General features: G+C 63.0%; 13 protein-coding genes. 3 read left to right on the top strand and 10 right to left on the bottom strand.

Annotation, left to right across the window (positions count from 1 at the left end):
* Positions 1-18: 18 nt before the first annotated feature.
* Positions 19-1,035, bottom strand: a complete 1,017-nt coding sequence (locus tag M1E02_RS07720; protein WP_479377491.1) for a 3'-5' exonuclease — start codon at positions 1,033-1,035, stop codon at positions 19-21.
* A 130-nt stretch (positions 1,036-1,165) separates the two neighbouring features.
* Between M1E02_RS07720 and M1E02_RS07715 the strand changes: the two genes are divergently transcribed.
* A complete protein-coding gene (locus M1E02_RS07715) occupies positions 1,166-1,936 on the top strand; it encodes a VTT domain-containing protein (RefSeq protein WP_479377490.1) in 771 nt (256 codons plus the stop codon).
* Positions 1,937-2,044: 108 nt separating this feature from the next.
* Here the strand turns inward: M1E02_RS07715 and M1E02_RS07710 are convergent, their stop codons facing one another.
* The 6 genes from M1E02_RS07710 to clpS all read right to left on the bottom strand — a co-directional run bounded on the left by M1E02_RS07710 (position 2,045) and on the right by clpS (position 6,476).
* A complete protein-coding gene (locus M1E02_RS07710) occupies positions 2,045-2,746 on the bottom strand; it encodes a non-canonical purine NTP pyrophosphatase (protein ID WP_479377489.1) in 702 nt (233 codons plus the stop codon).
* Entirely contained in the window at positions 2,743-3,501 is a 759-nt protein-coding gene (gene rph / locus M1E02_RS07705; RefSeq protein ID WP_281507014.1) for a ribonuclease PH, read from the bottom strand. The genes M1E02_RS07710 and rph overlap by 4 nt, the downstream gene beginning before the upstream one ends.
* A gap of 73 nt (positions 3,502-3,574) precedes the next feature.
* Entirely contained in the window at positions 3,575-4,372 is a 798-nt protein-coding gene (locus M1E02_RS07700; RefSeq protein WP_247042952.1) for an MBL fold metallo-hydrolase, read from the bottom strand.
* Positions 4,369-5,397 carry a glutamate racemase gene (murI, locus tag M1E02_RS07695; protein ID WP_479377488.1) on the bottom strand — a complete coding sequence of 343 codons (1,029 nt, stop codon included), beginning with the start codon at positions 5,395-5,397 and terminating at the stop codon, positions 4,369-4,371. The genes M1E02_RS07700 and murI overlap by 4 nt, the downstream gene beginning before the upstream one ends.
* Before the next feature lie 139 nt (positions 5,398-5,536).
* Entirely contained in the window at positions 5,537-6,115 is a 579-nt protein-coding gene (locus M1E02_RS07690; RefSeq protein ID WP_479377487.1) for a DUF2017 domain-containing protein, read from the bottom strand.
* Positions 6,108-6,476 carry an ATP-dependent Clp protease adapter ClpS gene (clpS, locus tag M1E02_RS07685; RefSeq protein WP_247042947.1) on the bottom strand — a complete coding sequence of 123 codons (369 nt, stop codon included), beginning with the start codon at positions 6,474-6,476 and terminating at the stop codon, positions 6,108-6,110. The genes M1E02_RS07690 and clpS overlap by 8 nt, the downstream gene beginning before the upstream one ends.
* Before the next feature lie 172 nt (positions 6,477-6,648).
* Between clpS and M1E02_RS07680 the strand changes: the two genes are divergently transcribed.
* Together M1E02_RS07680 and M1E02_RS07675 are read left to right on the top strand one after the other, a co-directional pair.
* Positions 6,649-7,977, top strand: coding sequence for a nicotinate phosphoribosyltransferase (locus tag M1E02_RS07680; protein ID WP_479377486.1), 1,329 nt, complete (start codon positions 6,649-6,651; stop codon positions 7,975-7,977).
* Complete coding sequence (locus M1E02_RS07675; RefSeq protein ID WP_479377485.1) at positions 7,978-8,616, top strand: isochorismatase family protein; 639 nt, start codon at positions 7,978-7,980, stop codon at positions 8,614-8,616.
* A gap of 3 nt (positions 8,617-8,619) precedes the next feature.
* On the opposite strand, the gene M1E02_RS07670 is transcribed toward M1E02_RS07675, so the two are convergent.
* The 3 genes from M1E02_RS07670 to nagB all read right to left on the bottom strand — a co-directional run bounded on the left by M1E02_RS07670 (position 8,620) and on the right by nagB (position 11,802).
* The gene (locus M1E02_RS07670; RefSeq protein WP_479377484.1) at positions 8,620-10,398 is read right to left on the bottom strand and encodes a DEAD/DEAH box helicase; all 1,779 of its coding nucleotides are present in this window, start codon (positions 10,396-10,398) and stop codon (positions 8,620-8,622) included.
* A gap of 277 nt (positions 10,399-10,675) precedes the next feature.
* Positions 10,676-11,005 carry a DUF3039 domain-containing protein gene (locus M1E02_RS07665; protein ID WP_247042931.1) on the bottom strand — a complete coding sequence of 110 codons (330 nt, stop codon included), beginning with the start codon at positions 11,003-11,005 and terminating at the stop codon, positions 10,676-10,678.
* A 14-nt stretch (positions 11,006-11,019) separates the two neighbouring features.
* The gene (gene nagB / locus M1E02_RS07660; RefSeq protein WP_479377483.1) at positions 11,020-11,802 is read right to left on the bottom strand and encodes a glucosamine-6-phosphate deaminase; all 783 of its coding nucleotides are present in this window, start codon (positions 11,800-11,802) and stop codon (positions 11,020-11,022) included.
* Positions 11,803-11,808 lie beyond the last annotated feature (6 nt).

The following is an 11,808-nucleotide window of genomic DNA, read 5'->3' as shown; positions in this document are numbered from 1 at the left end:
ACGCGGGCCGCGCAGAGGCTAGGACGAGGCGAACGAGGACGCAGGCATGTGCCCGCCCACCATTTGGAGAAACTCCCCCTCGGACAGCACCTCAATCTGCTGGCCCCGGTCGTGCAGCTCCAGGACCCTTTTGGCTTTGCCCGTAAGCCGGCCCGAGCGCAGGTCTGCCGCCACAAAGCCGTCGCCTACAACCAGGAGCGTGGTCCGCGCAGTGACCCGGCTCTCCGGGCGCGCACCGAGCTCGGCGGAACGCACCTTGGCTTCCGGCCGCGCCATGGTGAGCTGCCCGGTAAACACCACCGTCTGGCCGTACAGCGGATGACCCGGCTCGGCGTCGGCATTCGGCATGGGGTTGGCCCCTTCTTCGGGCCAGCCGGACTGGAAAGGCCTCGACGGGACATTGCCTGCTCCCAGGGCTGTGAGGGCCGTCAGTGTTGCCTTCGACAGTTCGTCGCGGCCTGGATCAAAAGCAGGCTGGTGCGGCAGAGCCAAGCCAAGGGAGAGGTAGAGCTCGCCGATGCTGTGGGACCTGTTGCGGGCGGCGATGTCAATGAGGATTCCGGCGCAGGCGCGGGCATCCTCAGCTGCATCGTGATGGTTGACCAGAGGCACCCCCGCCTCTTCAGCGGCGTATGGCAATGAGTTCGAGACGAGTGAGTAACAGCGCCGGGAGAGCATCACAGTGCAGGCGTAGTCGTAGGCAGGCCCAGCCAGGCCGGACACCTCCAACCCCGAGCGGATAACCCCCAGATCGAAGGCTGCGTTGTGGGCCGCCAGGATATCCCCGCCAATAAAGGCGCCGATCTTCGGGAAGAGTTCACCGAAGCGAGGCAGTCCGGCCACGTCCTGGGACCTTATGCCGTGGACCCTCACGTTGTGGTGATCGAAGTGGTCATGATTCTGCGGGGGCCGCATCAGCCAGGATGCCTCGTCGACAACAACACCTCCGCGGACCTTACTGAGGCCAACAGCACACGGCGAACCGCGGAAGCCATTGGCAGTCTCGAAGTCGATCGCCGTAAAGTCCAAACTCACGGCTCAACTTTAGCCGTGGCCGGAGTGCCCGCCTGCACGACTCCCCGTACAGGGAAGAGATGGCCGGAAAGGCCCGCTGCGGAAGTGCCCGGGATCAGTCCAGTAACCTAGAAGCGTGAATCTATCTGCGATGAGTGACTTTGCCGTGTCCGCTTTGGGGGGTGCGGGACCCGTACAACCGCACCTGGCCTCGTTCCTGCCTGACTGGCTCAACCCCCAGATTTTCCTGGCAGACCCGGCATTGGCCCCGTGGGTAGTGCTTCTGGTCTGCGGCATCATCTTCGCTGAAACAGGGCTGCTGATCGGGTTTTTCCTTCCCGGCGATTCCATGCTTTTCACCGCCGGCCTGCTGGTTGCTACCGACACCATCAAGTTCAATGTCTGGCTTTTTGCCGCCCTCATCATCGTGTCTGCGATCGTGGGAAACCAGACCGGTTACCTCATTGGCTCCAAGGCCGGGCCTGCGATCTTCAACAAGCCGGATTCCCGCCTGTTCAAGCGTGAAAACGTGGACAAGGCCCACGCCTTCTTTGAAAAGCATGGCGGCAAAGCGCTGATCCTCGCCAGGTTCGTCCCGATCATCAGGACGTTCGTTCCGGTGATCGTCGGTGTAGCGCAGATGAGCAAGCGGAAGTTCTTCCTGTTCAACGTAATCGGCGCTGTTCTGTGGGGCGGCGGCGTCACGCTGCTGGGCTACCTGCTGGGCGACCGGATCCCGTGGGTGCGGGACAACCTGGACATCATCTTCATCATCATCGTCCTGTTGTCCGTCATTCCCATCGGCGTAGAGGTCCTTCGAGGAATGTCTGCCAAGCGCCAGTCCGCGGCCTACGGCACGGATGCTGTGGACGAGTACATCGAAGAGCACGCCCCTGAGAACGAGCGCAAAACCAACCCGTAACACTGATTATTCCGGTGACGGTTTAGAGAACGGCCCTCCCCCGCATGAACGCAGCTGGCCAGCAACGTTTATGCGGGGAAGGGCCTTTTTTGTAGCTGACGGACGTGTTTACCGCCGGGCGAGCGCGTCGATGATGGCCGGCAACAGGGCCCTGAACGCCTTGCCGCGGTGGCTGATTGCGTTCTTTTCCTGAGAGCTCAGTTCCGCGCAGCTGCGGTCATAGCCGAGCGGCTGCAGAATCGGATCGTAGCCGAAGCCGCCCTCGCCCCGGGGTTCCCGCAGCAATGTGCCTTCAAGCTGGCCGTATTCGACCACTTCCCTGGCGCCCAGGTCCAGAGCGTCGGCGCCGGAACCCAAAACAGCGGAATCCACTGTCTTGGAGCCGGAAGGGACGGCCAGGGCGGCGGCGCAGACAAAGGCCGCTCCCCGGTGACTGTCCGGTACGTCGGAGAGCTGGGCGAGGAGCAACTCAAGGTTTGCCGCGTCGTCGCCGTGCCGGCCGCACCAGCGGGCCGAAAAAATTCCCGGTGCGCCGCCCAGGACATCCACGGCCAGGCCTGAATCGTCAGCGATGGCCAGGAGTCCCGTTGCATCGGCAACAGCCCGCGCCTTGAGGAGGGAGTTCTCGGCGAAGGTCACGCCGGTCTCAGCGACGTCCGGCGCACCTGCGGCTGCAGCATCGATGACCTGGGTGTCGACGTCGAGCCCAGGGACCTGACCGCGCAGAAGCTCACGCAGTTCCCGGAGTTTTCCCTTGTTGTGCGTCGCCAGGACAAGGAGCGGTGCCTGCGTTCCAGCCTTTTCGGTCACGGGGCTTCCGCAAGGGTTTCGCGCTGGATGACGGCCAGTTGCCCTGTTCCGAGGAGCGCAAGGTCCAGCAGCTTGTTCAGCTCGTCCCTGTCAAAGGGTGCTCCTTCAGCGGTTCCCTGGACCTCCACGAACTTGCCCGAACCGGTGACAACAACATTCATGTCTGTCTCGGCGCGGACATCCTCAACGTAGGGCAGGTCCAGCATGGGAATGCCGTCAATGATCCCCACCGACACGGCTGCGATGGTATCGATCAGTGGCTGGGCATTGCGGGAGATGATTTTGTTCTCGCGGGCGAACCGGATGGCCTCGGCCAAGGCAACGTAGGCACCGGTAATGGCAGCCGTGCGGGTACCGCCGTCGGCCTGGAGGACATCGCAGTCAAGCACAATGGTGTTTTCACCGAGCGCTTTGGTGTCAATGATGGACCGGAGGGAGCGGCCGATCAGGCGGGAAATTTCGTGGGTGCGTCCGCCGATCTTGCCCTTGACTGACTCCCGGTCAGAGCGGGTGTTCGTTGCCCGGGGAAGCATGGCATACTCGGCCGTCACCCATCCGCGGCCCTCACCCTTGAGCCAGCGGGGTACGCCTTCAGTCAGCGAGGCGGTGCACAGGACCCGGGTGTTCCCGAACTCGATCAGCGCAGAACCCTCAGCCTGCTTGGACCAGCCGCGGGTGATGCTGATGGGGCGGAGTTGGTCCGGCGTGCGGCCGTCGGCGCGGATAACAGGGGTGGTCAGTGCTTCAGAAGTCATGCCCCTAGCTTATCGACTCACAACGGCATGGCCGCTCCACCCGGGTACTCATCACGGTTCGGGCGGTAGACGCTCAGACCGTGTAGTGCACCCCTGCCACTGCCACTGCCACGTCTCCGGAAAACACCGGACGCGCCTCCGCCATGACAGTGGTCTGGGACGTCCACACCGGAATGTGCGTCAGCAGCAAACGGCGGGCACCGGCTGCTGCAGCGGCCTCCCCGGCGCGCTTTCCGGTCAGATGCACGTCCTTGACGGCGTCATCCCGTCCTTCCTCAAACGCGGCCTCGCAGAGGAAAAGATCCGCGTCCTTCGCCGCCTCTTCGAGCCCGCTGCACGAATCCGTGTCCCCGGAGTACGTGAGAACACGGGTTACAGGAGCACCGTCCCGGGACGGTTCCGTCACTTCAACGCGCAGCGCATACGCTTCCTCGACGGGGTGGTTCACGGCGAACGGGGTAACGGTGAACGGCCCCAAGGCGACGGGCTGGCGTTCGGTCCAGTTACTGAAGTCGAACTCTTCATGCATGCCGGGGTCGAGCTCCAGCCCGTAAGCCGTAGCCATCCTGTCCGCCGTCGCAGCGGGTCCCCACACCGGAATACGGTCCCTGCCCCAACCTCCCGGCTTCCATCGCACTGCGACATGAAGCCCACAGAGGTCCATGCAATGGTCCGGGTGGAGGTGGGTCAGGAAGATCGCGTCGATGTCCTCCAGGTCCGTATAGCGCTGGATGGCGCCAAGGGCACCGCTGCCCAGGTCCAGGACTATCTTCCAGGTCCGCTCTCCGTCATGGGCAGTCAGGAGATAGCACGACGCCGGCGATCCCGGCCCCGGAAAGGAACCTGTACAGCCCACTATGGTCAGCTTCACGTCGCGGAACCTCCTGCAATGGAGTTTTCCACAAAATTCGAGGTCCGGGGGCGAACTCCGCCAGAGCGCGCGGCCGCAATCATTTCCGGAGTGATCCGAGCCAGGCTGCCCGTGGGGTATTGCGCAGCAACGTGGGCCACGTGCTGCACGGTGAGCACCTCGGGGCCAAGGAACCGCCTTGCGAGTGACTCGAACTGGGCGGCGTCCCCGGTAGCGATGAAGTGGTGCTCGGGCGGGCTCAGGAATTTACGCTCCAGGCCGCGGGTGGCCAACGCACGGTAGACGTCCTTGGCCGTTTCTTCGGCGCTGGAGACGAGGGTGACGTCCTCTCCCATCACGAAGGAAATGACGCCTGTCAGCAGAGGGTAGTGCGTGCAGCCCAGAACCACGGTGTCCACGCCTGCGGCCTTGAGCGGGTCAAGGTATTCCCGGGCGACAGCCAGCAGTTCTGGTCCTGTTGTAATGCCTGCCTCAACGTAGCTGACGAAAGCAGGACAGGCCACCGACGTGATCTCGAGGTCAGGAGCTGCTGCGAAGGTGTCGTCGTAGGCGCGTGAGCCGATCGTTGCGGAGGTGCCGATGACGCCGATCCGCCCGGTCCGGGTAGCTGCCACCGCCCGCCGGACTGCCGGCTGGATGACTTCGATGACAGGAATGCCGTAGCGGGCCGTGTACCGTTCGCGTGCATCCCGAAGCACAGCGGCCGACGCCGAGTTGCAGGCTATGGTCAGCAGCTTGACGCCGGAATCCACCAGTTCGTCCATGACGCCCAGAGCGTTGGCGCGCACTTCCGCGATAGGCAGGGGGCCGTACGGGCCGTTGGCGGTATCGCCGACATACAGGATGGATTCGTTGGGCAACTGGTCAATGATGGACCGGGCAACGGTCAGTCCGCCGACGCCAGAGTCGAAAACACCTATCGGCCGGGACCCCATGTCGCTGGCCGAAGCCGTGGATGAGGTGCTGCTTGTCTGGGATTCCGTTACAGCTCCCGCTGCCGGATCCATGCTCGATGCTGAAGTCATGATTATTCGAGGATAGGGCTTCCCACTGACTCCGGCCATTAGATGTGTCCCTTGGCTCATGTCTATTGAGTCACAATAAGCGTCTACATGGAGACCGAAAGTTCGGACTCTGCGTTGTGTCGGGACACCGGGGCGGTGATCAACGCCGTGAGCCGGACCGGGTGTCCAGCGAGTGCACCATCGCCTGGACCAGGGACTCCTGAAGCCACGTCGTGAAGTTGTAGACGAGGGCGAGGTAGCTTTCCACGTCTTCAGCCTGGGACCAGTCCTGCATCAGGTGGACATGTTCGGCGTCGGCCTCATCCTGGATGTCGAGGCGCTCAGCCAGCACCAGCCGGACGTCATTGAGGGCGGTGGACCAATGCCGGGCATCGGTTTCGGTCAGCGTCAGGTCGTCTTTGTCGAGGCCAAGCGACGCCGCCCGCAGGGCGCCGATCTTCCCCTCGCGAAGTGAGCGTTCGGTGAGTTGCCTGAACTCCAGCGACGCGGCGCCGTCGTCCTTCATGACGTTTGGAAGCAGCCGCCGGACAGCCCTGTCGGTGGGTTCCTGCACCTCCATGTCGAGTCCGATCAGAGCCGAGAGCGGGTCCTGGTTCTCCCGAACCTCGGGCTCCAGCATGGCGATGACATCGGCGAAAAGGCCGCGAAGCAGCTCGCGTTCCGCCGGTTCGAGATAGCCGGTGATGCCCTTAAGCCCGTATTTGAATGCCTTAGCCACGTTTTCCCTTGCCCTTGCCGGAGGTGCCTTCCTTGCCGCCGCTGGTGGCTTTCTCCACCGTGGCCCAAAGCCCATAACCGTGCATCGCGACGGCGTGCTGCTCCACCTGCTCCTTGCTGCCGTGGGCCACGATGGAGCGGCCTTTCTTATGGACTTCCATCATGAGCTTGTCCGCCTTCGCCTCCGAATATCCAAAGTAGCTTCGGAAAACGAAGCTCACGTAGCTCATCAGGTTCACCGGATCGTTCCAGATCACGAGGTTCCACGGGACGTCCGGGGCGGTCAGGGAATCGGCTGACACCACTGTTCCGGTCTGGGTGCTCTCCCTCGTATCGGGGCCGAGCGCAACGCTGAGGGTCATCTTTCCATTCTATGGGGATGCCGCGGGCCCCGCCGGTGTGGGGCCCCGCCGGTGGGTGGGCCCACGGCGAAGCGAAGCGAGACGAGGGAGCCGGTGGGTGGGCCCACGCCGGCGAGGGCCCCACGGCGAAGCGAAGCGAGACGAGGGAGCCGGTGGGGACTAGAGTGAATTTGTGAGCACCCCTGCTGGCCGGGACCATCCCCGGACGTCCTTGTACACCGACCACTACGAGCTGACAATGCTCCAGGCCGCGCTGCACTCCGGCGCAGCCCAGCGAAAATGCGTGTTTGAGGCCTTCGCCCGACGCCTCCCCGATGGCCGCCGTTACGGCATTGTTGGCGGTACAGGACGGCTGCTTGAGGGCATCGCCGACTTTCGCTTCGGGCCCGCGGAACTCGATTTCCTGCGCCGCAACGGGATCGTGAACGAGGAGACACTGGAGTATCTGTCCACCTACAGGTTCTCCGGAGACGTCTGGGGCTACGCGGAGGGCGAAGCGTACTTTCCCTACTCCCCCATCCTGATCGTCGAAGCTACCTTCGCTGAAGCCTGCATTCTGGAAACCTATATCCTGTCAGTCCTCAACCACGACAGTGCCATCGCCTCTGCGGCCTCCCGGATGGTGACGGCTGCGGGGAACCGTCCCTGCATCGAAATGGGTTCCCGCCGCACCCAGGAGGAATCCGCCGCAGCGGCTGCGCGCGCCGCCGTCGTAGCCGGCTTCGCCAGCACCTCCAACCTGGAGGCAGGCCTCCGCTACGGGATCAAAACTGTCGGCACCGCCGCCCATTCATTCACCTTGCTCCATGACACGGAGCGGCAGGCGTTTGAGGCGCAGATCACCTCGATGGGCGCCGGCACCTCACTGCTCGTGGATACGTACGACGTCGAAGCCGGCGTCCGGACCGCGGTTGAACTTGCGGGGCCCTCCTTGGGGGCCGTTCGTCTGGACTCCGGCGACCTGATAGCGCAGGCGCAGTGGGTCAGGCAGCTCCTGGACGACCTCGGCAACCACAACACAAAAATTGTTGTGACTTCCGATCTGGACGAGTACGCCATCGCGGCGCTGCAGTCGGCCCCCGTCGATTCCTACGGAGTCGGAACATCTTTGGTCACAGGTTCGGGCGCCCCGACCGCCAGCATGGTCTACAAACTCGTGAGCCGGACCGATGACGATGGCAATTTCGTCTCAGTGGCCAAGGCCGCCAAGAACAAGGCCAGCAGGGGCGGCCGGAAATACGCGCTGCGCAGGCTGAACGAACAGGGCATCGCCTCGCAGGAAATCCTGGGAATCGGACACCATCCCGAGGACGACGGGAATGACCGTATGCTCCTCCAGCAGTTCATCAAGAACGGCGAACTGCTGCCGGGCTGGACTGGACCCGAAGGCGTTGTCCGGGCGCGCCAACGGCACATGAATTCAATGGCAGAGTTGCCCGCTGTGGTCAACCGCCTGCAACGCGGCGAACCCGCCATCCCTACTGTTTACGAGGAGGACTGAATGTCCCGTGCCCTGATCATTGTTGATGTGCAGAATGACTTCTGCGAAGGAGGATCCCTTCCCGTGAAGGGCGGCGCAGACGTTGCGGCCGCCATCAGCGAGTATGTGGATGCCCATCACAACCAGTTCGACCACATCGTGGCCACTCAGGACTGGCACATCCAGCCCGGGGATCACTTCTCTGAACAGCCCGATTTCGTTGACACCTGGCCCGCGCATTGTGTGGCCGGAACCCGCGGTGCTGAGCTGCACCCGGATCTGGACACCGAATACATCGACGCATACTTTCAAAAAGGGCAATACACCGCCGCTTACTCAGGCTTTGAGGGTGTGCTGGCGCCGGAAGACGCCGTTCCCACGGGAGAACGGAAGCCTGGCGGGGCTCCCCTGGTGGAAGACGCCGAAGCTTTCGCCGCGGACGAGGACGCAATCGGCCTGGATGACTGGCTGCAGAGCCATGACGTGGAGGATGTGGTCGTCGTCGGGCTCGCCACCGATTACTGCGTCATGGCGACGGCCCTTGACGCCGTCCAAGCCGGCTACGCCGTCACGGTGATGCGTGAACTGACTGCAGGGATCGCTCCTGACCTCGACGACGCCTACGCTGAAATGGAACTGGGCGGAGTCGACCTCGCCTAAGGGCTACTTCCGGCCGATGAACCAATCCTGCAGTTTGCGGAGCCGGCTCTGAAGCTGCTCCTCATTTGCCTGGGCCACGGGAGGTCCGCCGCACACTGTCCGCAGCTTTGTGTGGACAACGCCGTGCGGCGTACCCGTCCGGGCTGACCAGGCGGCAACGTTTTTTGCCAGCTCGTTCCGCAGATCCATCAGCATGCGGTGATCCGGAACGGCCGCGGCGGCAGCAGTTGCCTCCGGTGACCTGAGCTTCTTGCGGCTCTGCTGTTCGTGCTGGCGCTGCCTGAGCAGCGTTCCTACCTGCTCGGCGTCCAAAAGTCCCGGAATGCCCAGGAAGTCCATCTCGTCCTCGGAACCGACTTCGCCCCCGGTACCGAACTCACCGCCGTCGAACAGCACGCGGTCAAAAGAGGCCTGGGAATCCAACGCCTCGAACTTGCCCTTGGTCAGAGAATCTGATGCCTTCTCTTCGCGGTTCGCCTCATCCATGAGCGAATCCTCCGGGTTAAACAGGCCATCACTGTCCTCCTTCTCGGGGCGGTCCAGGGCATGGTCGCGTTCGGCCTCCATCGAGTTGGCCAGCGCCATCAGCTGCGGAACGGACGGCAGGAAGACCGACGCCGTTTCGCCGCGCTTTCGGGCGCGGACAAACCTCCCCACAGCCTGGGCAAAAAACAAAGGAGTGGACGTGGACGTGGCATAGACGCCTACTGAGAGGCGCGGAACGTCCACACCTTCAGAAACCATCCGGACGGCCACCATCCACCGTTTCTCACTCGCCGTGAATTCCTCGATCTTGCTCGAGGCTTTCGCGTCATCGGAAAGGATGACAGTGGGCGACTCCCCGGTGATCTTCTTCAGCTGACCCGCGTAGGCCCTTGCGTCCTCATGATCCGTCGCGATCACAAGCCCGCCGGCATCGGGCACTGTACGGCGGACTTCGCTAAGCCGTTTATCTGCTCCGGCCAGCACCGCAGGAATCCATTCGCCCGCCGGGTTTAACGCGGTTCGCCAGGCCTGGGATGTAACGTCCTTGGTGACTGCGGCTTCGCCGAGGGAAGCTGCCATCTCTTCGCCCGCGCTGGTCCGCCACCGCATCTGCCCGGAGTAGGCCATGAACATGACCGGCCGGACCACGTGGTCGCGGAGAGCGTTTCCGTAGCCATACGTATAGTCCGCTTTGGAGCGGCGGATGCCGTCCCGGTCCTCGGCATACTCAACAAAGGGAATAGGGGATGTATCGGAGCGGAAAGGGGTCCCCGTCAGCGACAAACGGCGTGCCGCAGGATCAAAGGCCTCCCGCAACCCGTCGCCCCAGGAGAGTGCCTCGCCGCCGTGGTGGATCTCGTCAAGGATCACCAGCGTGCGGGCCGCTTCCGTTTTTGCCCGGTGCAGCAGGGGCTTGCTGGCAACCTGGGCGTAGGTGACGGCAACACCGATGAACCCCCGGCCGTGCTGGCCGTCCGCGTTCTTGAAGTTCGGGTCAATCGCGATCCCCACCTTGGCTGCGGCGTCAGCCCACTGCCTTTTCAGGTGGTCTGTTGGGGCCACGATGGTCACACGGTTGACGGCCCCTGACTCTATGAGCATCGAGGCGACACGAAGGGCAAAGGTGGTCTTTCCAGCGCCAGGGGTTGCTACAGCCAGGAAGTCCTTGGGCTGTGCCGTGAAGTACCTGTCCAGGGCTTCCTGCTGCCAGGCCCTGAGTTTCTGTGCAGTTCCCCACGCGGCACGCTCCGGGTAGGCGGGAGGAAGGGTGGGTCCGCCAAAGAGTGTCTCCGTCATGCTGCGCCCACGTTCCCCGGGAGGGTACCTATTAGCAGCGCAACACAAATAACCACAAAAACACCAATCTGTTCCGGATGGACCGGGTCGGAAGAGAACTGCGGACAGTTCTCCCGTATCAAAGGTAGCAATGGCCGGATGGGCACAGCGGGATGACAGGCCAATTGAAAGGGAATTAAGTGCCGCCGTGCATTAACGAGCCAGCTTCCCCACAGTTCCCGAGAGCCGTGTTTCCGGGCACCGGCCAGGAGCACATCCGGCGCTTCAGCCCGTACTTCTACTTCTTGTCGCCGGAGCCCTTGCCGCCGTCGTTGCCGGGGCGAAGTCCGTCATAGACCTCTTTGCACATGGGACAAACCGGGAACTTCTGGGGATCCCGGCCTGGAGTCCACACCTTGCCGCAGAGTGCGATCACGGGCTCGCCGGAGAGGGCGGACTCCATGATCTTTTCCTTGCGGACGTAGTGCGAGAACCGCTCACGGTCGCCCGGTTCCACTTCCTGCCGGAGTTCTTCGCGCTCAATGGTGGCGGTGGAGCCTCCGGCTCCGGAGAGCTCGCGCATCGGGTCGTTTTCGAAGGGATCCGTCGTGCTTGTCATGCCATCCATCTTAGCCTCAGGAGCTATAGACCCTGCCACGCCGGCTTGTTGTCGAAACTGTGCCGGTAGTAGTCAGCCAGTTTGAGGGAGGATGCGGCAGCCTCATCAATGAGGATAGTTGCGTGGGGATGCATCTGCAGGACCGAGGCCGCGCAGATCGCCGACACCGGGCCCTCCACGAAGTTGTGGACCGCCTGCGCCTTTTGGGCCCCCGTTGCCACCAGGATCACATGGCGCGCTTCCATGATGGTGCCAAGGCCCTGGGTTATGACGTGGTGCGGTACGTCGTTGACGCTGCCAAAAAACCGGGCGTTGTCCCGCCGTGTTTGCTCAATAAGCGTCTTGATCCGCGTCCTTGAGGCGAGGGAAGATCCGGGTTCATTGAATCCGATGTGGCCGTCTGTCCCCACGCCCAGGATCTGGAGATCGACTCCACCGGCTGACTTGATGGCATTCTCATACGCTTCGCAAGCAGCCGGAATGTCCGCTGCGGCACCATCCGGCGTGTGAACATTAGCCTCGGCGATATTCACCCTGTCCGTAAACTCACGGCGGATAACCTCACGGTAGGACTGCTCATGGCCCGGTTCCAAGCCTACGTACTCGTCAAGGGCAAACCCGTGTGCCTGGCTGAAGTCCAGCCCGTCCCTGTCGTGCCTCCGCGCCAGCTCATCGTAGATGGGCAAAGGCGAGGACCCCGTAGCCAATCCCAGTACTGCGTCAGGCTTCCGCAGGAGCAGGGCCTCAATGGCATCAGCCGCCAAGGATGCTATCCGTGCGGTCCCGGACAGGATTACAACTTCCAAAATCTG

This window comes from Arthrobacter sp. Z5-13 (assembly GCF_056499105.1).
The sequence above is the reverse complement of the archived record's forward strand: the minus strand, read 5'-3'. Positions and strand labels throughout refer to the sequence as shown.